Genomic DNA, 24,618 nt, shown 5'->3' on the forward strand with positions numbered 1-24,618 from the left:
TCAACCTACATTAAAATTTTAAAACCACAAACTACTCCCCCGACTTACAGACAGCAATGGTTTTAGTTTATTCAACAAAAAAAAGGCTTTCCTAAAATAAGGAAAGCCTTTTAAATATAATTTAAATCTGTGTTTTAGATATGCAAAGCACGATCTCCAGTTGCAGCTAAAGCCGCTTCTTTAATCGCTTCTGTGAATGTAGGATGCGCATGAGACATTCTAGATACGTCTTCTGCACTAGCTCTGTATTCCATCGCTACAACAGCTTCGGCAATCATATCGGCAGCACGAGCACCAACCATATGTACACCTAAGATTTCATCTGTAGTTTTATCTGCAAGAATTTTTACAAATCCGTCTAAATCCATACTTGCTCTACTTCTACCTAAAGCACGCATAGGGAAAGATCCAACTTTGTATTCTACTCCAGCTTCTTTTAATTGCTCCTCCGTTTTACCAACAGTTGCAACTTCTGGCCATGTGTAAACTACACCTGGAATTAAGTTATAATCGATATGTGGTTTTTGCCCTGCTAAAGTTTCAGCAACAAATACACCTTCTTCTTCAGCTTTATGCGCTAACATTGCACCTTTTACAACATCACCAATAGCATAAATATTAGAAGCACTAGTTTGTAAATGATCGTTAACTTCTATTTGTCCGCGGTCTGTAAGTTTCACTCCTGCAGCTTCAGCGTTTAATCCATCTGTATACGGACGACGTCCAACAGATACTAAACAATAGTCTCCTTTAAACTCGACTTCTTCTCCTTTTTTGTTATCTGCTTTCACAATAACTTCATCACCAACACGCTCTACAGATTTTACTTTGTGAGACACATTCATTTTGAATTTTTGCTTCTTTAAAACTTTATTAAGTTCTTTAGATAAGCCAGCATCCATAGTAGGGATAATACGATCCATAAATTCTACTACAGAAACTTCAGAACCAAGACGTTTGTAAACTTGTCCTAATTCTAAACCAATAACACCACCACCAATTACGATTAAGTGTTTTGGAATTTCTTTAAGTTTTAAAGCTTCAGTAGACGTAATGATACGTTCTTTATCGACATTGATAAACGGTAAGCTTGAAGGCTTACTTCCTGTTGCGATAATTGTGTTTTTTGCTTCGATCTCTACAGTTTCGTCACCTGAAATTGTAATATGAGTCGCATCTTTAAATGCACCTAAACCTTGATAAACATCAATGTTATTTTTCTTCATCAAGAAGTCGATCCCACCAGTTGTCTGGTCTACAACAGACTGCTTACGCGCAATCATTTTTTCAAGATTTACTTTTACTTCACCAGGAATTTCAATTCCGTGCTCTTCAAAATGCTTAATCGCATCTTCGTAATGATGAGAAGAATCTAGTAAGGCTTTACTAGGAATACATCCTACATTTAAGCAGGTTCCCCCAAGTGTTGAATATTTTTCTATAATTGCAGTTTTCATGCCTAGTTGTGCGCAACGAATTGCTGCTACATATCCTCCAGGTCCTGAACCAATAATGGCTACATCGTATGAATTCATAAAGTTTATTTTGATTCTTTTTTTAAATGGTACACAAAAATACAAATTTACAGAGGTTTACTCGCTTAACATTATTAAAATTTTAAGCTTTTTTTTGAGAATACATCAAAGTTAATCTGCCATTACACAGGAATTACAGTGCTGTGTTTCACTTCATTAATAACAAACATGCTATGGGTACTTCCAATATGATTAATTGTTGTGAGTTTATTTACCATAAATTCCCTAAAAGCAACCATGTCTTTTACCATCACTTTTAACAAATAATCGTAATCACCACTTATGTGATAACACTCCATGACCTCTTCTAAATTAGCAACCTCCTTTTCAAATTGCACCACATAATCCTGACTGTGTTTTTCTAATTTTATATGACAATACGCTACAAATGATTTCTGTACTTCGTCCTTATTTACCAAAGCTACATACCTATCTATAACCCCTTGGTTCTCTAATTTTTTAATTCGTTCGTAAACAGCTGTCACGGATAAATTTAGTTTGGTAGACAAGGCTTTATTAGTCTGTTTACTATCTATCTGAAGTAATGTAATGAGTTGTCTGTCGATGGCATCAAAAGTCATATTGAAAAATTTTCTATTAGAATGAATAAACTTAGCACTAAACCAAACATAAAACTATTTTACAACCAATAATCAGTCTAATAATCTAAATAAAACACTAACCATTGATAAATATACTAAATTTTATCATTTTTGATATTCATCTAAAAACAAAATAATGGCATTTAAACCCGCAAACAGCATCCAAGATTTACAATATTTCGGAGAATTCGGAGGTGTAAATCCTTCCATTTCAGATTCATCTACTTACACCTTTATATCGGCTAAAACCATGTTCGATACATTCGAAGGGAATACCGATGGCTGTTATTTATATTCACGTCACTCTTCCCCTTCCAACTTATATTTAGGTGAAGCATTAGCGGCCATGGAAGGTACAGAAACTGCAAATGTTTACGCTTCAGGAATGGGAGCCATAACATCTGTTTTACTACAAAATTGTGGCGCTGGAGATCATGTTGTTTCTAGCAGAACCATTTACGGCGGCACCTATGCCTTTCTTAAAAATTTCGTACCGAAATTCAACATAAAAACGTCTTTTGTAGACATTACAAAATTAGATAGTGTAGAAGCTGCGATTACTCCCAACACTAAAATAATCTTTTGTGAATGTGTGAGTAATCCGCTATTAGAGATCGCAGATATTAAAGGTTTAGCTGCACTTGCAAAAAAGCATAATTTACAATTGGTAGTCGATAATACGTTTTCACCATTAAGTATTTCTCCTGCAAAACTGGGAGCTGATGTGGTAATACATAGTTTAACGAAATTTATAAACGGAAGTAGCGATACTGTTGGCGGTGTCGTTTGCGGTACTCAAGATTTTATTAATCAGTTAAGAAGTGTAAATGACGGTGCGGCTATGCTTTTAGGCTCTACAATGGACAGCATGAGATCTGCATCGGTTTTAAAAAACCTGAGAACGCTTCACCTTCGTATGCAACAGCATAGTAAAAACGGATTGTACTTGGCAGAAAAGTTTGAAGCTAACGGATTAAGAACCGTCTATCCAGGATTAGCATCTCATCCCTCTCACGAGTTATTTAAAACCATGATGAATACTCAATATGGTTTTGGAGGCATGCTAACCATTGATGTGGGCTCTATTGAAAAAGCCAACGCACTAATGGAACTTATGCAACATAAAAACTTAGGCTACTTAGCCGTGAGTTTAGGTTTTTATAAAACGTTATTTTCAGCACCTGGAAGCTCAACTTCATCAGAAATTCCAGAAGACGAACAAAAAGCAATGGGATTAAGCGATGGTTTAATTCGGTTTTCTATAGGTTTAGATGCCGATATCGAACGCACCTATAAAATGATGCACGACTGCATTGTAGAATTAGAAATATTAGACTAGAAATTATCTATTCTAAACTTAAGAACACTTCTATTATTAGAAGTGTTTTTTTTATGTCCGTTTTTTAAAAATTTTGTTTATCTCGGCCCGTATTTGCACATAAGCGACTAAAATCGTAACATTACAAATCTTAATATAACCGTAACAACACCGCATGGAAAGCCAAGACATAAAGCCCACAACACCCAAAGACGACCAAATTGTAGAAAACAGAGAATTAACTATTTGGGAGGCTTTAATCCCTGTTTTAGCTTTAGTAATTATGTTGTTTTACAATGTAAAATATGCCTTTGGAGATAATGCTTTAAGTGGAAGTAATCAGTTTCTTTTATTACTTGGAGCAGCCGTTGCTGCCATAGTTGGCTTTTTTAACAACGTCTCTTACGACCAAATGATAGAAGAAGTTGCCGAAAATATTAAATCGACTACCGGTGCTTTACTCATACTGTTATTTGTAGGATCTTTAGCTGGAACTTGGCTAATTAGTGGAATTATTCCTTCCATGATTTATTACGGATTACAAATTTTAAATCCGACGATTTTCTTACCCGCCTGTGTTATTATTTGTGCCATTATATCGGTGGCCACAGGGAGTAGTTGGACCACGTCTGCAACCGTTGGTATTGCATTAGTAGGTATCGGAAATGCCTTAGGCATTGACCACGGAATGACTGCTGGAGCAGTAATTTCTGGAGCGTATTTTGGAGATAAAATGTCGCCTTTAAGTGATACCACAAACCTTGCTCCTGCTATGGCTGGAGGAGAATTATTCTCGCATATAAAGTATATGACGTATACGACGATTCCGACTCTAATCGTGACACTTATATTGTTTATTATTATCAGTTTTTCATTAGATGTTCATGGAACTACAGATACTACGGCAATGCTTGCCTCTATAGATCATTCCTTTAATATATCGCCTTGGTTATTTTTAGTACCCGCAGTTGTAATTTTCATGATCATTAAAAAATCTCCACCATTACCTGCATTATTAGTTGGTACCTTATTAGGAGGTGTATTTGCATTAATTTTTCAACCAGAAATAGTAAAATCAATTACTGGCGCTACGGAACTTAATTTTCTAACGGCATATAAAGGTATAATGACGGCTATTACAGTAGATACTTCGGTAGCTACAGATAGTGCAGAATTAAATGATTTATTCTCTTCTGGAGGAATGTATGGTATGCTTGGAACCATTTGGTTAATTATTTGTGCCATGGTTTTTGGAGGTATTATGGATGCGATTGGAGCCTTGGCAAGAATTAGTAAAGCTGTATTAAACATGTTCGATTCTGTATTCGGATTATTTGCAAGTACAGTAATTAGTTGCATCGGATTAAATGCTATTGCTAGTGATCAATATTTAGCAATTGTAATTCCTGGTAGAATGTATAAAAAAGCATTCGAGGATAAAGGATTAGCTCCTGAAAACTTAAGTAGAACGCTTGAAGATTCCGGAACAGTAACTTCTGTTTTAGTACCATGGAATACTTGTGGAGCTTACCAGAGTAGCGTATTAGGAGTAGATACATTTCATTATGCCGGTTACGCCTTCTTCAATTATTTAAGTCCGTTTACCACTTTAATCTTTGCAGCCTTCAAAATAAAAATTAAACAACTATCTGACAAATAACGAAAAACTATCATTTTTCAAACTAAGTATAAGAAAATCTTATAGCGTTATAAAAATTTAAAATTTTGTTCACACTTTAAATACACATAGAGTCCTATATTTGCATAAGAAAATTAACAATTTTAAAAATATAGATATTATGGCATTTGTAGGTAAAAAATTTCCAGATTTAAACGTTGACGCAATGAATGAAATGGGCGATACTTTTAAAGTAAACGTTCTAGAAGAAGCAGTTAACAACAAGAAAAAAGTAGTTTTATTTTGGTACCCAAAAGATTTCACTTTTGTATGCCCTACTGAATTACACGCATTTCAAGCTGCTGTTGCAGAATTCGAAAAAAGAAATACAATTGTAATTGGTGCATCTTGCGATACTCCAGAAGTACACTTTGCATGGTTAAACACTGCAAAAGATAACGGTGGAATTGAAGGTGTTACTTACCCAATTTTAGCAGATTCTAACAGAAACTTAGCGTCTACTTTAGGAATTTTAGATATTTCTAACGAAACGTATAACGAAGAAACAGGAGTAGTACTTGTTGAAGGTGACAACGTAACTTACAGAGCAACTTACATTATTGATGAAGACGGTATTGTACAACACGAAAGTATTAACAACATGCCATTAGGTAGAAATGTTAATGAATATTTACGTATTGTAGATGCGTTAACTCACGTACAAAAAAATGGTGAAGTTTGTCCAGCAAACTGGGAAGAAGGTAAAGATGCAATGCAAGCCAATGCTAAAGGTACTGCTGCATATTTAGCAAAAAACTAAGCACTCAACACTCTCAAAATATACCATCCTTTTTCGTTAAAGGATGGTAATCTAAAAAAATCATCTGTTATGGTACAAGAATTAGAACAAGACAATTTAAGTGAAATTGTATCTAGTAATGATACAGTTGTCGTACAGTTTTCTGCAACTTGGTGTGGTAATTGTAGAATTATGAAACCGAAATTTAAAAAATTAGCTACTGAAAACGAAAATGTTACTTTCGTAATTGCTGATGCTGAAAAATTCGCGGAATCAAGAAAATTAGCAAACGTTGATAACTTGCCTACTTTTGCAACCTTTAAAAAAGGTGAATTTGTAAATCAAGTACAAACCAATAAGTTTGACGTTTTGAAAGAACTTGTTGACGAAGTAGTGTAAAGTTTCCTTTTACGGAAATAAAATAATAACCATTAATTTAGTTTCTTCCCTTTGGGAAGACGGAAGAAGGGAATGAAGTTACCAGTAATTAAACACCTGACTCAATTTATTGAGGAGAACGACGAAGATTTCGTAAACGAAACAATAGAAACACTTGAAGCTCTAACTGAAGTATCATCATTAAAAGATGAAGAACTAGATGTTATTGGGGAATTAATCTCTAACATGTACGGAGCACTTGAGGTAAATACCATGATTAAAAATGGTACCCCACAAAAAGAAGCTTTAAATAGTTTTATGAAACGTGTTTTAGGTTCTATAGACAAATAAGAACAACCTCTTATAAAATTTAAAATCCCCTTTTCTCATTTGGAAAAGGGGATTTTTTTATACCGTAAACTCAGAATATTATAGTGCAAACGGAACCACAAAAAAATGAATCATTCTCCAAAATTATATTTGATATTTATAGAAAAACACTGAATTTGTAAATGAACCTTCTGAAGCTATTATTACCAAAGGCACTTGTAGAACATTTTACAATCACGAATCACATTACTAAATAAAGCAAAGGAAAATTGTTTATAGATTATCATCGGGGTTCTCGACAAACTTCGTTTGCTAGTTTCTTCAGAATATTACTATTCTTTCTAACTAATGCTCGAATATCATTTAAGTGCTCAGTACTTAATTTTTTAACGCATCTTCTAGATTGCATGTAAAATATTAAAAAACATCTCTTTACACGGTGTTCGAGCGTAGTCGAGAACATAAAAAAGTAGCGTTTTTTCTGCCCCCTCCAGGTTCTGAAAAAACACAACAATTAGGAATGAACCCAAAAAAATAAATTGAAAAATTTAAAACGGTCCAAGCCTCCTACTCTCTTTTCATTTCTCAAAAAACATAGACTCTTAAAATGGCTTGCCCTTTACTAAGTATTTAGAACAATTCTGCACTAGTCATTTTCTGAAAGGCTAGAAATATTTCCTCGACTTAGATGTTCGAAACCACTAAAATTATGATGGAATCTTAAATTCTAAGAAGTCAAAACGATCTTAAATTATCATATTACCAATTATTTAACCTTAATATTTAAATTTCTTGTGTTTTTATTTTAATTTTAGAGGAAACCAATCGTTGATAATAATAAATTATACTAAAACAAATTTCAATCAATTACACTTATAGCTAAATAGAATATGAAAATTAAATCTTTCAATTTATAAATACGAACTAGGGTATATTTGATCTATAGCAAATACAAAACATCTAAACTTTCACATATGGAAAACGATAAAAATTCAAAGCCAACTGGAGACATTAGTCAATGTCCGCACCATCAACAATTGGAACAGCAACAACAGCAGCAACACAAAGATCAGGCTGATCCTATTTCAGAAGAAAACGATGAGCATTCAAGTAGTCATGGCGCATCAGCAGGAAAATGTCCTGTCATGCATGGAGGAAACACCTCTAGTAAAGATTCTGTAATGGAATGGTGGCCTAATGCTCTAAATCTTGATATTTTACATCAGCATGATACGAAGACAAATCCTCTAGGAGAAGATTTCGATTATCATGAAGAACTTAAAAAATTAGATATAGAGGCCTTAAAAAAGGACATGCATGCTTTAATGACGGATAGTCAAGATTGGTGGCCTGCAGATTGGGGACATTATGGTGGATTATTTATTCGTTTATCATGGCACTCTGCTGGAACCTACAGAATTTCTGATGGTCGCGGTGGTGGTGGAACAGGAAACCAACGTTTCGCTCCTTTAAATTCATGGCCAGATAACGTTAGTTTAGATAAAGCGAGAAGATTACTTTGGCCTATCAAGAAAAAATATGGTAATAAAGTAAGCTGGGCAGATTTAATAGTTCTAGCAGGAACTATTGCCTATGCAGATATGGGATTAAAAACCTACGGATTTGCATTCGGACGTCAAGATATTTGGAATCCTGAAACAGATACTTATTGGGGAGCCGAGAAAGAATGGTTGGCACCAAGTGACGAACGTTATAGTAATGTAGACACGCCTTCAACAATGGAAAATCCTTTAGCAGCCGTGCAAATGGGATTAATATATGTAAATCCAGAAGGTGTAAACGGAAAACAAGATCCGTTAAAAACTGCAGCTCATATTCGTGAAACGTTTGCACGCATGGCAATGAACGATGAAGAAACTGTGGCTTTAACAGCCGGAGGACATACCGTAGGAAAAACACACGGTAATGGAGACGCTAGTATTTTAGGCCCAGAACCCGAAGCTGCAAATGTAGAAGAACAAGGATTAGGTTGGAGCAATCCAACGAAATCTGGAAAAGGTCGCTATACAGTAACTAGCGGACTTGAAGGCGCATGGACAACGAACCCTACAAAATGGGATGGTGGTTTCTTTGAAATGCTATTCAATCACGAATGGGAATCTGTTAAAAGTCCTGCCGGAGCTTTGCAATGGGAACCAGTAAGTATTAAAGATGAAGATAAACCTGTAGATGTTGAAGATGCTAGTATCCGTCACAATCCGATGATGACTGATGCAGATATGGCTATGAAAATGGATCCTATTTACAAGGAAATCTCATTAAAATTCATGAACGATCAAGAGTATTTCTCAGAAACTTTTGCGCGTGCTTGGTTTAAATTAACTCATAGAGATATGGGACCAAAAACAAATTATATTGGTACAGACGTACCTCAGGAAGATTTAATTTGGCAAGATCCTATTCCAAAAGGAAAAACCGATTATGATGTTGCGGCAGTAAAAAACAAAATAGCAGCTTCAGAATTGTCTATACCTGAAATGGTAAATACAGCTTGGGATAGCGCACGTACTTTCCGTGGATCTGATAAGCGTGGTGGAGCAAATGGTGCACGTATTCGTTTAGCACCGCAAAAAGATTGGGAAGGAAATGAACCACAACGTTTAGCCTATGTATTATCTGTGCTAGAACCTATTGCAACTGAATTTGGAATTAGTATTGCTGATACTATTGTTTTGGCGGGTAATGTTGGAGTTGAAAAAGCAATAAAAGCTGGCGGTTTAAATATTGATGTCCCATTTACTCCAGGACGTGGTGATGCTACAGACGAGATGACTGATGCAGATTCTTTTGCACCGTTAGAACCCTTAGCAGATGGATACCGTAATTATACTAAAAAGGAATACGTAGTAAGTCCTGAAGAGTTAATGCTTGATCGTACTCAATTAATGGGCTTAACTGCACCAGAAATGACAGTGCTTGTTGGAGGAATGAGAATGTTAGGAACAAACTATTACAATACAAAACATGGTGTGTTCACAGATAAGGTTGGTGCTTTAACTAACGATTTCTTTGTAAACCTAACAGATATGGGTAACACATGGAAACCTATCGAAAAAGGTCTTTACGAAATTAGAGATCGTAAAACGGGAGTTGTTAAATGGACCGCTACGCGTATGGATTTAGTATTTGGTTCTAATTCTATTTTACGCTCGTATTCTGAAGTGTATGCACAAGACGATAACAAAGAGAAATTTGTAAATCACTTTGTAAAAGCATGGAATAAAGTAATGAATGCAGACCGTTTCGATTTAAAATAAAATCAGAACACTAGAGCATATTAAAATAATAGCGGCTTCAATTTATATTGGAGCCGCTATTTTAATTGAAAGTTATTTACCTATAGATACTTTATCAGTTTAAACGCTATTTTAACGAGATAGAAATAGTATTAAAGTCCTACACGAATAACATACTCAAACACTGAATGCTTCTATACTGTATACTAAAAGAGCCTCTTCAAAATGAAGAGACCCTTAAAGCCAATCTTAATAAATCCCTTAAATAAATTAAGATTTCGGCAATAATACAGCATCAATAACATGAATCACACCATTAGATTGATTCACATCTGCAATAGTTACTTGTGCTGAATTCCCGTTTTCATCTGTTACGTAAACGTCTTTCCCTTTCAACCAAGCAGTAATCATACCACCACTTACCGTTTTAATTTCTGCTTTACCTTTTCCTTTTTTAATCATTTTTAAAAGATCTGAAGCATTCCACTTACCAGAAACAACATGATATTTTAATAGTGTTTGTAATTGCATTTTGTTTTCAGGCATTAATAAAGTCTCGACCGTTCCTTTTGGTAATTTAGCAAAAGCGTCATTAGTGGGTGCGAATACAGTAAAAGGTCCTTCACTAGATAATACGTCTACTAATTCTGCGGCTTTAACTGCTGCTACTAAAGTGGTGTGGTCTTTAGAGTTCACTGCATTTTCAACTATATTTTTACTTGGGTACATTTTAGCACCACCTACCATAACTGTTTTTTCTTTCATCATGCTATCTTGAGCAAATACACTTATAGAAGAGAAAATTGCGATAGAAAATAATACGGATTTTAATACATTTAATGTTTTCATAATTTGGATGTTTTTAATATTTGTTATTTTTATTGTTCACATCCTATTAACGAAATTTAAAGGATGTCGGTTTTTTTAAAATAAACGTTTTAACAATTCATTAACTGAGCAACAGGAATAAACAACTGATTTTCACATTTTTAAACAGAAAACAAAAAATCAAAAAAAACAAATAGTTTAAGCATCTAATTATTCTTATTTTTAAACTTTAAACCAAAAAATATCAATTATGGCAACAGTAACCTTAAAAGGAAACGCAATACAAACCTCTGGAGAACTACCTAAAGTAGGGACAAAAGCACCAGATTTCACATTAACAACTATTGAATTAGGTGCTAAATCTTTAAAGGATTTCGAAGGATCTAAAGTGATTTTAAATATTTTCCCTAGTGTAGACACAGGAACTTGTGCACAATCTGTAAGAGAATTTAATAAAGAAGCTAGTGCTTTAGAAAACACTAAAGTACTTTGTATCTCTCACGATTTACCATTTGCTCAAGCGCGTTTTTGTGGTGCAGAAGGCTTAGATAATGTTATTTCTTTATCAGATTATAAAGATGGTAGTTTTGGAAAAGCTTACGGAATAAACTTCACTACAGGACCTCTTGAAACTTTACTTTCTCGTAGTGTAGTCGTTTTAGACGAAAAAGGAGAAGTTAAATATACAGAACAAGTATCTGAAACTGTAGACGAACCAAATTACAAAGCTGCTTTAGAAGCTGTAAAAAATGCCTAAAAAAGAATCGTTTCTAGTAAATAGAATTAAGAGTGTAGGGTATGCGTTTAAAGGCGCTATCCTACTCTTAAAAACAGAATCGAGTATAAAAATCCAGTTTGCAATTGCGCTTTGCGTAACTGTAACTGGATTTTATTACGAGATATCGGCAACAGAATGGATGGCACAAATTTTGGCTATCGGAATTATTATGACTGCCGAAGGTTTAAACACAGCTGTAGAGGCCATTGCAGATTTTATACATCCTGAACACCATCCAAAAATTGGTTTTATAAAAGACATCTCTGCTGGAGCCGTTTTTATAGCTGCAATCGCAGCAACCATAGTTGGTTTTATTATTTACTTTCCAAAAGTATTTTAAATACTATACCTTTAGGATAACCGTTAGTAATTTGTATTTTTGCTCAAATTAACAACAGCTTTGATGGCTAAAAAGAAACCCAGAACTAAACAACCTAGTACTCCTAAATTAAAGAAACCAAGTCTAAAATTAACAAACCAACAAAAGCTTATTTTTGGTAGTTTGTTAATCATCTTTGGTATTATTTTAGGTACCGCATTTCTATCTTATTTCTTTACAGGAAAAGCCGACCAAAGCATTCTTAATGAATTTACTGCACGCGATGTCGAAGCAAAGAATTGGATAAAAAAACTAGGTGCTTTTCTTAGTGATATTTTTATATATCGCGGATTTGGTGTTGCCGCTTTTATTTTTTCCGGACTTTTTATTCGATCTGGAATGCACGTGCTTTTAAATATAAATCATTCTAAATTAAGACAACATTGGTTTTGGGGTCTATACCTTATTGTATGGCTATCTGTGTTTTTTGGTTTTTTCGGAGAAAAACATTCCATTCTAGGAGGTACAGTAGGTTACGAAACCAACACTTTCTTGCAAGAATACATCGGTATATTAGGTGTCGCGCTATTATTATTTTTCGGACTTATTGTGTATCTAGCTACACGATATAAGATTACAATTCACAGTTTTATCGCGCTATTTAAGTCGGCTAAAAAGAATATTTCAGATGAATTAAAATCTGACAAAGAAGAACGCATTGCTTTCGATAACAATTTAACAGCCGAGGCAGAAGCTATAAAAGCCGCACACAAGGCAGCCACAAGTACTACAGAGAAGTCCAAACCAACAAAACCGGTTGCTCCTGTAAATCCAAAACCTATAGTTCCAGAACCTACACCAGTTATAGAATTCGAACCTATTTCTACCAATACTGTAAAAGATATTCCTACAAGCACTTTTGAAGTTGAAACACCAAAAGAAGAAACGATTGAAGACACTGCAGAACTAGAGATTGAAACCGTTGAAGAAGAACTTTCTGAAACCGATAATTTATCTAATAAATTAGTCGCAGATTTTGGTTTGTTCGATCCAACTTTAGAGCTTGGAAAATATCAATTTCCACCATTAGATTTATTAAAAAAATACGATAACGAAGGCATTTCTATCAATCAAGAAGAACTTGAGGGTAACAAAAATAGAATTGTAGAGACCTTAAACAATTATAAAATTGGTATTGCGAGTATTAAAGCGACTATTGGACCAACAGTTACATTATATGAAATTGTACCAGAAGCCGGTGTTCGTATTTCTAAAATTAAAAACTTAGAAGACGATATCGCCTTATCGCTATCAGCATTAGGTATTCGTATTATCGCCCCTATTCCTGGAAAAGGAACCATTGGTATAGAAGTTCCTAATAAAAATTCTACTATCGTTTCTATGCGATCTGTAATTGCATCTCAGAAATTTCAGAAATCAGAAATGGAATTGCCTATTGCTTTTGGAAAAACCATTAGTAATGAAACTTTTGTAGTCGATTTGGCTAAAATGCCACACATGCTTATGGCAGGTGCTACTGGTCAAGGTAAATCTGTTGGACTAAATGCGGTACTTACTTCATTACTATATAAGAAGCACCCAGCCGAGGTTAAATTTGTGTTGGTCGATCCTAAAAAAGTAGAATTAACGCTATTCAATAAAATAGAGCGTCATTACTTAGCAAAACTTCCTGATGAAGCTGAAGCGATTATTACCGATAATACTAAAGTAATTAATACGCTTAATTCACTTTGTATCGAAATGGATAATCGTTACGAGATGCTTAAAAATGCATTGTGCCGTAACATTGTAGAGTATAATACGAAATTTAAAGCTCGTAAATTAAATCCGAACGACGGACATGCCTTTTTACCTTATATTGTTTTAGTTGTCGATGAGTTTGCCGATTTAATTATGACGGCTGGTAAAGAAGTGGAAACCCCTGTAGCACGTTTAGCACAATTAGCTCGTGCCATTGGTATTCACTTAATTATAGCCACACAAAGACCATCTGTAAACGTAATTACAGGTATTATTAAAGCGAATTTCCCTGCTAGAATCGCATTTAGAGTAACAAGTAAAATAGATTCAAGAACTATATTAGATGGCTCTGGAGCAGATCAACTTATTGGTCGCGGAGACATGCTTTACACTCAAGGTAACGAATTGGTACGTATACAATGTGCTTTTGTCGACACTCCAGAAGTGGAACGTGTTGTCGATTTTATTGGCGCACAAAAAGCATATCCAGACGCACATTTACTTCCAGAATATGTTGGTGAAGAAGGTGGCACAAATCTTGATATTGATATCTCCGACCGAGATAAATTATTTAAAGACGCTGCCGAAGTTATTATCACAGCACAACAAGGTTCTGCGTCATTATTACAACGTAAATTAAAATTAGGATATAATCGTGCTGGGCGATTAATCGACCAATTGGAAGCGGCCGGAATTGTTGGCCCTTTCGAAGGTAGTAAAGCCCGTCAAGTATTAGTTCCCGATTTTGTTGCGTTAGAACAATTATTAGAAAATGAAAAGAATAACTAGAATGAAGACATTTTTACTTTCACTTACCTTATGTTTCACCCTTTTGGGCTTTAGTCAAAACGATCCTAAAGCGAAAGCGCTTTTAGACCAAGTTTCTACAAAAGTAAAATCTTACGATAATATTTCATTAGATTTTAAATATGTACTTCACAATACTGCAGAAAACATTAACCAAGAAACACGTGGTGATGTTGTTATGGAGGGTGATAAATACATCTTAAACATCTTAGGTATTACAAGAATTTTCGACGGAAAAACATTGTATAGCATTAATCCTGAAGATGAAGAAGTTACTATTTCTACAGAAAATCCAGAGGACGAAGGTAGTATTACTCCTAGTAAGATGTTATCGTTTTACAGCGACGGATACACTTACGAAATGGGCGAAAAACAAAACATTAAAGGACGCAGTATTCAGTTTGTAAAATTAAATCCTATAGATTCTAATTCGGAAATCGATCATGTCCTTTTAGGCATCGATCCACAAACAAAACATATCTATAATTTAATTGAAGTTGGTAATAACGGAACCATGACAACACTTACTGTAACGTCTTTCGAAACCAATCAGACCTTATCTAAAGCCATGTTTTCTTTCAATAAAGATAAATACAAAAACTATTACATTAATAAATTAAACTAGGCTTTACTTGAAAATATTAGACCGATATATCCTAACCACCTATCTTAAAACCTTCCTTAGTGTATTCATTATACTAATGATGATTTTTGTATTGCAAACTATTTGGCTTTTTATAAAAGAACTCGCTGGTAAAGATTTAGATGTCATTATTATTTTTAAGTTTTTACTATACTACTCGCCTAAATTAATCCCTTTAGTACTGCCGCTTACCATACTATTAGCATCGATAATGGTTTTTGGTAGTTTTGCAGAAAATTACGAGTTTGCAGCTATGAAATCTACAGGGATTTCGCTACAACGTGCTATGGCTGGACTAAGTGTGTTTATTGTAGCCTTAGGAATCCTTACTTTTTTCTTTACAAATAATGTAATTCCTTGGGGAGAATACAACTCCTATAACTTAAGGAAAAATATCGCCAAATTAAAACCGGCAATGGTAATTGCCGAAGGACAGTTTAACGATATCGGTACTATAAATATAAAAGTCGCCAAAAAATCGGGAGATAACGGTCAGTTTTTACACGATGTTATTATTCATAAAAAAACGAATAATGGTATAGGAAATTACACTACAATTGTCGCCAAAGAAGGTGAATTTTTAACTCAGGAAAATTCCGATATTTTAAGATTAATCTTGACAGATGGTTATTATTATGACGATACTCCACCTAAAAAACTAAAAGAAAGACGCCGTAAACCCTTTACTAAAAGTGCTTTCGACACTTATACTATAAACACAGATTTGTCTCAATTAAATAATGTCGATTTGGACGACAAGAATGTTACGGACAAATACAATATGTTAGATGTAAAAGATCTAGGCTATACCATAGACTCGCTTGAAGCAGAACGTGATAAAGAGCACAAAAAATTCACTAAAAATGTGTACGACAGATATGGTTTACAGAATATATTAACATCTAAAAAGAAAGAAAAAGACACGGTAATTAAAGACACGCTTTTTAAAGGAAATCTGTTAGATATATTCAATAATTACAAACGCCTTCAAGTTGTAGAATTGGCCATTAATAATATAACGAGCACACAACAAATTATTAGAACAAATGAAAAATCGTTTAAAGCAAAATCCACTTGGCTAAACAAGCATATTATTGCTTTACATGAAAAATTATCTTTGGGGTTTGCCTGTATCATTCTCTTTTTTGTTGGCGCACCATTAGGAGCTTTAATTAGAAAAGGAGGTTTAGGGTTGCCAATGATTATTGCTATTTTACTCTTTCTTACGTATCACTTTATTGGACTTTTCGCAAAAAACAGCGCTAAAGACGGCACACTGGACCCTATTCTAGCGACTTGGTTTTCAACTTTAGTGATGTTTCCGTTGGGAGTGTTCTTAATACGTCGTGCGACAGCTGATAAAGGTCTATTCGAGTTTGATCATATTTTAATTCCGCTAAAAAAACTATTACCATTCCAGGACCACTCTAGAGATATTTTTCCAGATGGATTAAGCAGAGATTTCAGCGATTTTAAACGCTATAAAGAAGATAAATTACTTGCATTAATTAAGGATCCTACAGCATATAATTATCATGAATCAGGTAAAATAGAAGCTCTGAATACATTAGAAGAACGTAATTTAGATCTAGAAGCAATTCGACTTCGAGGGATTAATATAAGTCCGGAATTCGAAGCCTCGAAAAGACTTGTTTCTCTGTTTAATATATATTCAAGATTTGCTCTTATTTTTAATGTTATAGGTATCGCATTATTAGTTCTATATTTTATTTTACGAAACAATAAGATGCCAGAATTAGCAACATCATCCATACAATTAAGTATAATTAGTTTTGTGCTATTTATAGTTTATTACATCGCACAACAACTCAATTTAAAAGATTTTAACGCACATTTAAAGAAAAACAAAAGTTCCGATGTTCCTTTTATCCTTTTAGGATTTATAATTTACCCTGTGGCAAATGTGTTTTTTAAACACAAGGTTAAGGCAGACTTAAGCAAGAATGCCATCCAACATTTGAACTAAAAACAATATCTTTGCACTATGATAACAGATACCAAAGAAAAGACTCCCCTTTCTTTTAAACTACATACAATTAAAGAAGCCATTGACGATATTAGAAATGGTAAAGTAATTATAGTAGTAGATGATGAAGATCGCGAGAACGAAGGCGATTTTGTTGCCTCAGCAGCTAAAGCGACACCAGAAATGGTAAATTTCATGGCCACTCATGGCCGTGGATTAATTTGTGCTCCACTTACAGAAAGCAGATGTAAAGAACTTGATTTACATATGATGGTAACTAACAATACCGATCATATGGAAACAGCTTTTACAGTCTCTGTAGATTTAAGAGGAAAAGGTGTTACTACAGGAATTTCTGCTTCAGACAGAGCACTTACTGTAAAAGCCTTAGTAGATCCAGAAACCAAATCTTACGATTTATCTAGACCAGGACATATTTTCCCTCTAGTAGCTAAAGACGGTGGTGTTTTAAGGCGTACTGGACATACCGAAGCTGCTATAGACTTAGCAAGATTAGCTGGTTTAGAACCTGCAGGAATGATTGTTGAAATCATGAATGAAGATGGAACTATGGCACGCTTACCTCAGCTTAGAAAAGTTGCCGAGAAGTTTGACTTAAAGATTATTTCTATTGAAGATTTAGTAGCATATAGAATGCAACATGATTCTTTAATCGAAAAGAAAGAAGATTTTGATATTGAAACGCGTTTTGGAAAGTTCCGTTTAAGAGCTTACAAACAAACCACAAATAATCAGGTGCATATAGCCTTAACTAAAGGCACTTGGAAATCTGATGCTCCTGTGCTAACGCGTATAAACTCAACTTTAGTTAACAACGATATTTTAGGAACACTTACCAATAATGCAGATGCCAAGTTAGACAGTATGTTTAAAGTGGTAAATGAAGCAGATAGTGGTGCTATTCTCTTTATAAATCAAGAGCCTAAAGCAATGAATATATTGAACCGCTTATCTGCTTTAAAAGATGAACAAAAACCGAATAGTGTAGCTAAAGCGCCTAGTGTTGCGATGGATAATAAAGACTTCGGAATTGGCGCTCAAATATTACACGATATAGGTATTCATAAATTACGATTAATCTCGAATAGTGAACACACAAAACGAGTAGGAATGATTGGTTACGGATTAGAAATTATTGATCACGTAAACTATTAATCAAAATATATTTTCACTAAAAAACCACCTTTAAAACAGGTGGTTTTTTTATGTGATTTTTTCACCTATACTATTATTTTAAAAATATCGAATATTAGTATTACCTATGATTTAATCTATATGTTGAAGGATTAACAGCCGTAAATTTCTTAAAGAATCTAGAAAAACTACTCATAGAATCGAAGCCTAAAACAAACGCTAATTCTTTAATTGTGATTTCACTTTTTACGAGCCTACGTTTTGCTTCAGTAATTTGGCGTTGTTGTATAATTTGTTTTGCCGTAACTTCTAGTTTTTCTTTTAAAATCTGATTTAACCGTTTTTCACTAATTCCTAACTCAATGGCATAGTATTCTGTTTTGGTCTCTTTTAAAAACGATGTTTCCATCAGTTTCAGAAATTCAAAAACACGCTTCTGATTTAAATCTTGATTACTAAATGTTGTGTTCTGAAAACGAATAAGTTGCAATAGCAATACTTTAAGCATTGTTTTTAGCATAATAAAGGACGCCGTTTTACTCCGATATTCTTCAGTAATCATACCAATTACAATCCTAATCTGAGACGTTTTTTTGCCTTCTGTAATCGTAAATTGTTTCGAATTATTGAAAAGGGACATAATATCTAGCGCATATTCGATATCATCTTCTTCAATTAATTCACGTTCAAAATTAAATAACACCCCTTCATTTAATCCAAAAACACCATCGGGAAATACATCGTTTAAAGGCTTAAAACTAACAACCACAGACTCGCTATTAACGAAATTAAAATAAATTCCGAACGCATTTCCAGAAAGCAATTCATTGATTTCATTAGCACCCTCAACAATCTTGATTTTATCCTCCCAAGTCACATAATTCATTTATAATCCCATCTATTTTTTTTAAATGTAATTATAAATTATCTGATTCTAATCTACTTCGACTCTTTTAAACGCATAAAATAGAATCACACCAATTACTAAAGCCAATACTGCACCACAACCATAAATAACGGCATAATCATGTGAAATATACTCTATAAATGTCGCTAAAAATTGTCCGCCAAATACACCCATAGAATACAAACCTAAGTTCTTTCCTAAGTTTTGATTCGAACTCGCTTCAATCATCATATGATTTAACAACGGGATAGTAAATCCAAATCCGATTCCTATAAAAATTGCCGAAATCATTAAAACAGTAATACTCCCAGAACTCGCTAAACAGCTATACCCAAACATAAAGAATATAAAGCCCAAACAAACTGTTTTAGCATCTCCAAATTTTCCGACTGCTTTTGGCATTTGGCTAGCTGTGATTATAGCTATTAATGAGATAAATGCCATATAGTATCCTGTAGTAGATTCACTAAAACTTAAAACTTTTGGCAAATAAATGGGTAAAGTTACAAAGCCCACAAAGAATAAAACCATCGCCGACATAGAGGCATAAAAAACAAGTTTCACTTTACGCTTATGCTCTTTTGCAGGAATTTCAGTAGCATCTTTTAACCCTTCAATTTTTTTTAGTTGTGAGAGATTTTTCATCACCAGAAATAAACAAAGTATCGCTATTAAATATATATAAAATGGATACTGCCAATGCCACTCTCCCAGAACACCTCCTATAGAAAGGAAGACAACGCCTCCTAATTCTATAGCCATGCCTTGCCATGCAATAAGTTTCATTCGGTCTGTTCCTTTAAAAAAATCGGCAATAAAAGACGTTACCGACACCTGAACAGCTACGGTTGCTCCTCCGAGTAAAAACCGGTCGAACATGAGTAGATAATCATTTGTTATAAATGCACCGATTACACCTAAAATGGCATAAGGAATAAGTCCCAAACACAATAGCTTAAAAGAACCGATTTTATTTAAAAGCCGTCCAATAAAAGATGCAAAAACAACAACACCTAACGATGGTAGTGTTATTAATAATCCTGGTGAATATTTAAAATTTAAGTGTTCTACAATTCCGGATAATGCAGGAGCGATTACAGTCCCAACCATAATGGTTAAACTGCTTACTAATAATAATGTAAATATGCCAAAGTTTGAGATTTGTTTCATGGTACAAAACTGCAAATATCTAACCGAATGTATTTGACAACTTTTCTAATTGAGTGTGCAAATTTGGAAATAACGGCAACTTTTGTCTAAAAAAGCTGTTTAATATTTATTGCTGTTTAGCAAAAATTTCATCTACAGTAGCAACATAATTTCTAGGACTTCCATTTTTTTTGATCGCTTTATATACCTTCTTCGGATCGTTAAAAGATTGAGAAAAGTACTCCCAAAATCCTAACATTTTCATTTTTATAGGCATCGGCCCCGACAAGGCTTCATCATATTGTCGATAAATGGTATTGTGGAACTCCTTAAAAATTTGCCATCTGTTTTCGGGGTACTCGGTAGTGTTATTTTTAATCATTTGTGGCAAGAATGGATCTGCGATTAAGCCTCGCCCTATCATCCAATGATCTATACTTGGAAAACGTTCTTGCAAATCTCGAAAGGCTTGTACGCTTGTAACATCTCCGTTGTAATATAATTTATGTGGACTCTGATCTACACATTTTTGAAACGCCTCTAAATCTGTTCCACCTTTATATAACTGCTTTCCTAAACGCGCATGAATCGCCACATTCTTAATCGGGTATTTCTCTAGAATAGGAAAAACTCCTAAAATTTCGGAAGGCTCGTCGTAACCCAAGCGCATTTTCATAGAAATAGTAATATCACTTTCGCTATGTGCTTTGTGTAAAACGGCATCGATTTTAGCTGGATTGCAAATCAATCCGGAACCCATGCCTTGCTTTGTAACCATTGGATATGGACACCCTAAATTCCAGTTTAATTCTTTGTATCCTAAAGATTCGATGTATTTAATCACGAAAAGAAACTCGTCCGGGTCGTTCGTCATGACTTGTGGAATCAAGTGCGGAACGGTATTATGCTCTGGATTTAGATCGCGCTGATAATTATTCTTGATGACCATTTTACCATTCATCTTAATGTAAGGCGCATAAAATGTATCAATGCCACCAAAGGATTGATGAAATGCATTACGGAAACGAAAATCGGTAAATCCTTGTAAAGGCGATGATAAAAGTGTGATGGACATTTAGAAAAATATTTTTGCAAAAGTAGTGAAAAACTTCGCTACATAAATTGCCTAGAATCTAGAACCTTCCATGTGGTACCATCTAAATTTGAATTTAGAAAAATCTGACACGCTAAACGCCTGTTTGGGATGTCTGGAAAACCATTTAAAAGCAGCTGTTCATCGGCAATTATGGCATCTTCATAAACCCCGTTTAATTGTTGAACCATGCATGTTCCGCACCATGCTCTACCTTTACAATCGCCAATATCTTCAGCTAAATTATCGGCAATAAAAGTCATAAGATTTTCGGTGGTATTGGGTGTAAAAGAAAAGGTACTTAAAATGCCATTACTATCTTCTATATGAATATTATACATGTCTCATTTCAATGCGTTCAAAAATATATTCGACAATATACTGACTTAATTATTCTCCTTGTCTATAATGTAAAATTAAAACCTTCCAAAACCAAACCTATTCTACGCTCTATTACCTTCTAAAATTCAGCCTAACTTTAGTATCTTTATGCATTCAATTATAATTCCCAAAAACGCGTTTAAACAAAATCTTTTTTAGGTTTCAATACCGTCACTTCTATGATTAATAGCATGAATATTTCACCTTTTCAAATTACAAATCAACTTAACAAATCTTACGTACTTCTAGTGTTTTTAATCTTATGTTCGCTTAAGATTGAAGCGCAAACGATTCCAAGCAATAGACTTTTAAATATTGAAGAACTTTCTAGTGTTTTAAAACCTGAAGTCCGCACGACATTAGACGTCAATGGAGCCATTAATGAAGCGCGATTAGCCGAATATTTTAGAGCTAAATTTTCTGAACGTTTTTATTACGATTACAAAACCTTCGATGCGCGTTTTAAAACTTATAACGCCCTTTACAATAACGAAGCGTATCATAAAGAACGCGCATTAGACCACTACAACAAATTCCCCGATTTTGCCGATTGGGAACTGCCATTTAACTATCTAAAAGGAGGCCCTGTAGACGCCTATGCACTGAGACATTTGGCGAGACAGCATAAAATGGTAGATATTGCCATGTTATATTTTAACGACGGTAAAGACCCTAAATATATTAGGTATTTTGTTGAACAGATGCGTTCGCTAAACTATGCGCTTGAATCCGAAAATTTTGAAACTATTGAAGACGGAAATGGAGTTTACGAGGTGTACCGCGCAGGTTACAGGGTTACCAATTGGCTGTGGATTCATAATATGTTTTTAAGCGACAAGACCTATACCGATGCCGACCAAATACAGACCATCGCCACCTTGCTCCAGCACGGACAGGACCTTTACGAGAACAACACCCAATTTCGTTCAGGTAACCATCAAACTAAAGGGATGTCGGCTTTAGCTGCGTTATCTATTTTACTACGTGATTTTCAAGGTACCGATGCTTGGTACGACAGAGCGATGTTGCGATTAAGCGAACATTTAGAAAAAGAAATTAATCCAGATGGTTTCCAATTCGAGCGTTCTGTGCATTACCATATGGCAGATATTAACAACTACTTTTACACCTATCAATTAACTAAAATCAATAATATAAAAGTAGACCAAGCTTGGGAAGACAAATTAAAATCGTTGTTTACCACGCTTCCAAAAATTGCATATCCAGACAAAAGTGCGCCAGTTTTGCAAGACGATACGAGAGAACCTTGGGCAGAATTTAATGATATTTCTGGGGCATTAACGCTTGGTTATTTATTGTACGACGACCCGAGTTTTGGATATTTCGCGACCAATAAAGTCGAGCAAAGCATGTATTGGTTTTTAACCAACAAACAGGTTGAACAATTAAATAACATTGAAAAGAAACGTCCTGAATATGGTTCACTAGCCTTTAAAGATACCGAGTATTACATTATGAGACAAGGTTGGGACGCTAATGACGACATGATGATTATTAGTGCTGGTGTAGATGCCGAGAAGCCAGACCACCAACATGGCGATATTTTAGGAATCCAAGCCATGGCAAACGGACAAGTGATTCTACCCAATTACCAAGTGAGATATTCGCTTAAGGATTTTGATTTATTTAAAAATTCGATGGTAAAGAATGTGGCTCTGGTAGATGATGAATTACTAGGAAAAGCGTGGACATCGAACAAAGGCGGAAGTGGTTTTGGAAAGTTTAAGAATTTACCAACGCCTAAAACCATTGCTTGGAATACGAATGACGAGTATGATCTTTTTGTAGGAACACACGATGGTTTCAAAAATATAGGCGTGAACTATTCGCGCCAGGTGATTTATGTGAAAGATGAATTTTGGATTGTAAAAGACAACTTTCAATCAGATGCCACTCACGATTACAAACAAGTGTGGCAAGGTCATTACACTTCAGAATTGGGTTCGGACTTGATTCGTGCTTCATTCCCGGACGCGGTTGGTAGCGATATTTTTCAACTTAATTCAACAGATACTGCTGAAACATCTGGAGCTAATGGTAAAAATTGGACAGTAATTACAAAGGAAAAACAACAAAATTTTGACTTCTTAACGGTTATTTTGCCGTATAAAGGCTACAATAATGGTATTGATAATACCCTAAAAGAAATCACTTTAAAAAACTGGAGGGTCCTTACTTTCCCGTGGGGAACACATGGAGACGACACCACATTACTTGCCGTTAACGGGGCCTGTTTTGCTTTCGGAATTAAGGAGATGAGTCTAAAAGGTATCACGGTAGAAACCTCTGTAGAAACCGATTTGTATCTGTCTGAAAAAGAGGATAGATTACACGTCAGATTATTAGGAGACAAAGCAACAACAATTATAGTAAATAAAAATGATAGTCTTAAAATCACTTTAAAACCCGGAGAATCACATATTTTTAATATAAATTACAGATAATAAATTTACGTACATGAAGAACCTGCTACTAATTTGTTTGGCCGTATTGTTATGCGCTTGCAATCAAGGTAAAAAAAAGCAACAGACGGTTGAAACGTCTAGTACTGTTTCGAAAAAACACTCTGAAGATTTTGATTGGTTGCTCGGGCAATGGAAACGTTTAGATGAAGAAGTGGGCCAAGATACTTTTGAAAATTGGGAGAAAATTAATTCTTCCGAATATTCTGGAATCGGTTTTACGTTGCAAGATGGAGATACTATTAGTCAAGAAAAAATTAGACTTATAAAAGTAGATGACGTTTGGAATTTAAATGTGAAAGCGCCTGGAGAAGAGCATTGGACAACCTTTAACGGCATAAACCACAATGCAAATTCTTTTGTTTGTGAAAATACTGAAATCGAATTTCCAAATCGTATTAAATATTGGATAGATGAATACACGTTACATGCTTTGGTCTCTGGAAGTGATATGGAAATAGCTTTTGAATTCGAAAAATTAAATTAAAGG

21 protein-coding genes are annotated in these 24,618 nt (G+C 34.6%); 14 read left to right on the forward strand and 7 right to left on the reverse strand.

Going from position 1 to position 24,618, the window contains the following annotated elements:
• Nucleotides 1-134 precede the first annotated feature (134 nt).
• Together lpdA and ACFFVB_RS16760 are read right to left on the reverse strand one after the other, a co-directional pair.
• Nucleotides 135-1,535 (reverse strand): dihydrolipoyl dehydrogenase, encoded by a 1,401-nt coding sequence (gene lpdA, locus ACFFVB_RS16755; protein WP_382384379.1) that lies wholly within the window; start codon nucleotides 1,533-1,535, stop codon nucleotides 135-137.
• Between the two features lie 122 nt (nucleotides 1,536-1,657).
• The gene (locus tag ACFFVB_RS16760; protein WP_382384380.1) at nucleotides 1,658-2,116 is read right to left on the reverse strand and encodes an Lrp/AsnC family transcriptional regulator; all 459 of its coding nucleotides are present in this window, start codon (nucleotides 2,114-2,116) and stop codon (nucleotides 1,658-1,660) included.
• 157 nt (nucleotides 2,117-2,273) lie between these two features.
• On the opposite strand from ACFFVB_RS16760, the gene ACFFVB_RS16765 reads away from it, so the two are divergent.
• From ACFFVB_RS16765 to katG, 6 genes are all read left to right on the forward strand, one after another.
• Nucleotides 2,274-3,476 carry an aminotransferase class I/II-fold pyridoxal phosphate-dependent enzyme gene (locus tag ACFFVB_RS16765; RefSeq protein ID WP_382384381.1) on the forward strand — a complete coding sequence of 401 codons (1,203 nt, stop codon included), beginning with the start codon at nucleotides 2,274-2,276 and terminating at the stop codon, nucleotides 3,474-3,476.
• 154 nt (nucleotides 3,477-3,630) lie between these two features.
• Nucleotides 3,631-5,115, forward strand: a complete 1,485-nt coding sequence (gene nhaC, locus ACFFVB_RS16770) for a Na+/H+ antiporter NhaC (RefSeq protein WP_382384382.1) — start codon at nucleotides 3,631-3,633, stop codon at nucleotides 5,113-5,115.
• Between the two features lie 139 nt (nucleotides 5,116-5,254).
• Nucleotides 5,255-5,893 (forward strand): peroxiredoxin, encoded by a 639-nt coding sequence (locus tag ACFFVB_RS16775; RefSeq protein WP_382384383.1) that lies wholly within the window; start codon nucleotides 5,255-5,257, stop codon nucleotides 5,891-5,893.
• 69 nt (nucleotides 5,894-5,962) lie between these two features.
• Entirely contained in the window at nucleotides 5,963-6,271 is a 309-nt protein-coding gene (locus ACFFVB_RS16780) for a thioredoxin family protein (protein ID WP_382384384.1), read from the forward strand.
• A 72-nt stretch (nucleotides 6,272-6,343) separates the two neighbouring features.
• Complete coding sequence (locus tag ACFFVB_RS16785; RefSeq protein ID WP_382384385.1) at nucleotides 6,344-6,601, forward strand: DUF6952 family protein; 258 nt, start codon at nucleotides 6,344-6,346, stop codon at nucleotides 6,599-6,601.
• Nucleotides 6,602-7,554: 953 nt separating this feature from the next.
• Nucleotides 7,555-9,858 carry a catalase/peroxidase HPI gene (gene katG, locus ACFFVB_RS16790; RefSeq protein ID WP_382384386.1) on the forward strand — a complete coding sequence of 768 codons (2,304 nt, stop codon included), beginning with the start codon at nucleotides 7,555-7,557 and terminating at the stop codon, nucleotides 9,856-9,858.
• A gap of 249 nt (nucleotides 9,859-10,107) precedes the next feature.
• On the opposite strand, the gene ACFFVB_RS16795 is transcribed toward katG, so the two are convergent.
• Entirely contained in the window at nucleotides 10,108-10,686 is a 579-nt protein-coding gene (locus tag ACFFVB_RS16795) for a fasciclin domain-containing protein (protein ID WP_382384387.1), read from the reverse strand.
• Nucleotides 10,687-10,915: 229 nt separating this feature from the next.
• On the opposite strand from ACFFVB_RS16795, the gene tpx reads away from it, so the two are divergent.
• The 6 genes from tpx (at nucleotide 10,916) to ribB (ending at nucleotide 18,136) form a co-directional block, all read left to right on the forward strand.
• Nucleotides 10,916-11,422 carry a thiol peroxidase gene (gene tpx / locus ACFFVB_RS16800; RefSeq protein ID WP_382384388.1) on the forward strand — a complete coding sequence of 169 codons (507 nt, stop codon included), beginning with the start codon at nucleotides 10,916-10,918 and terminating at the stop codon, nucleotides 11,420-11,422.
• Nucleotides 11,415-11,783, forward strand: a complete 369-nt coding sequence (locus ACFFVB_RS16805; RefSeq protein WP_382384389.1) for a diacylglycerol kinase — start codon at nucleotides 11,415-11,417, stop codon at nucleotides 11,781-11,783. The genes tpx and ACFFVB_RS16805 overlap by 8 nt, the downstream gene beginning before the upstream one ends.
• 63 nt (nucleotides 11,784-11,846) lie before the next feature.
• Nucleotides 11,847-14,312, forward strand: coding sequence for a DNA translocase FtsK (locus tag ACFFVB_RS16810; RefSeq protein WP_382384390.1), 2,466 nt, complete (start codon nucleotides 11,847-11,849; stop codon nucleotides 14,310-14,312).
• A 1-nt stretch (nucleotide 14,313) separates the two neighbouring features.
• Nucleotides 14,314-14,955 (forward strand): outer membrane lipoprotein periplasmic chaperone LolA1, encoded by a 642-nt coding sequence (gene lolA1, locus ACFFVB_RS16815; RefSeq protein WP_382384391.1) that lies wholly within the window; start codon nucleotides 14,314-14,316, stop codon nucleotides 14,953-14,955.
• 7 nt (nucleotides 14,956-14,962) lie between these two features.
• A complete protein-coding gene (locus ACFFVB_RS16820) occupies nucleotides 14,963-16,960 on the forward strand; it encodes an LptF/LptG family permease (RefSeq protein ID WP_382384392.1) in 1,998 nt (665 codons plus the stop codon).
• 18 nt (nucleotides 16,961-16,978) lie between these two features.
• Nucleotides 16,979-18,136 carry a 3,4-dihydroxy-2-butanone-4-phosphate synthase gene (ribB, locus tag ACFFVB_RS16825; protein ID WP_382384393.1) on the forward strand — a complete coding sequence of 386 codons (1,158 nt, stop codon included), beginning with the start codon at nucleotides 16,979-16,981 and terminating at the stop codon, nucleotides 18,134-18,136.
• Between the two features lie 100 nt (nucleotides 18,137-18,236).
• Here ribB and ACFFVB_RS16830 read toward each other — a convergent pair whose 3' ends face one another.
• The 4 genes from ACFFVB_RS16830 to ACFFVB_RS16845 form a co-directional block, all read right to left on the reverse strand.
• Nucleotides 18,237-19,001 (reverse strand): helix-turn-helix domain-containing protein, encoded by a 765-nt coding sequence (locus ACFFVB_RS16830; protein WP_382384394.1) that lies wholly within the window; start codon nucleotides 18,999-19,001, stop codon nucleotides 18,237-18,239.
• A 48-nt stretch (nucleotides 19,002-19,049) separates the two neighbouring features.
• Complete coding sequence (locus tag ACFFVB_RS16835) at nucleotides 19,050-20,192, reverse strand: MFS transporter (protein WP_382384395.1); 1,143 nt, start codon at nucleotides 20,190-20,192, stop codon at nucleotides 19,050-19,052.
• A gap of 106 nt (nucleotides 20,193-20,298) precedes the next feature.
• On the reverse strand, nucleotides 20,299-21,246 hold the full coding sequence (locus tag ACFFVB_RS16840; RefSeq protein WP_382384396.1) for a tRNA dihydrouridine synthase: 948 nt from the start codon (nucleotides 21,244-21,246) through the stop codon (nucleotides 20,299-20,301).
• A gap of 38 nt (nucleotides 21,247-21,284) precedes the next feature.
• Nucleotides 21,285-21,605 (reverse strand): 2Fe-2S iron-sulfur cluster-binding protein, encoded by a 321-nt coding sequence (locus ACFFVB_RS16845; protein WP_382384397.1) that lies wholly within the window; start codon nucleotides 21,603-21,605, stop codon nucleotides 21,285-21,287.
• A gap of 231 nt (nucleotides 21,606-21,836) precedes the next feature.
• On the opposite strand from ACFFVB_RS16845, the gene ACFFVB_RS16850 reads away from it, so the two are divergent.
• The gene (locus ACFFVB_RS16850; protein WP_382384398.1) at nucleotides 21,837-24,110 is read left to right on the forward strand and encodes a heparinase II/III family protein; all 2,274 of its coding nucleotides are present in this window, start codon (nucleotides 21,837-21,839) and stop codon (nucleotides 24,108-24,110) included.
• Nucleotides 24,111-24,123: 13 nt separating this feature from the next.
• Nucleotides 24,124-24,615: a DUF6265 family protein gene (locus ACFFVB_RS16855; protein WP_382384399.1), complete on the forward strand. Its 492-nt coding sequence runs from the start codon at nucleotides 24,124-24,126 to the stop codon at nucleotides 24,613-24,615.
• The last annotated feature ends 3 nt before the right edge of the window (nucleotides 24,616-24,618 follow it).

Source organism: Formosa undariae (assembly GCF_042427615.1).
GTDB lineage: Bacteria > Bacteroidota > Bacteroidia > Flavobacteriales > Flavobacteriaceae > Formosa > Formosa undariae.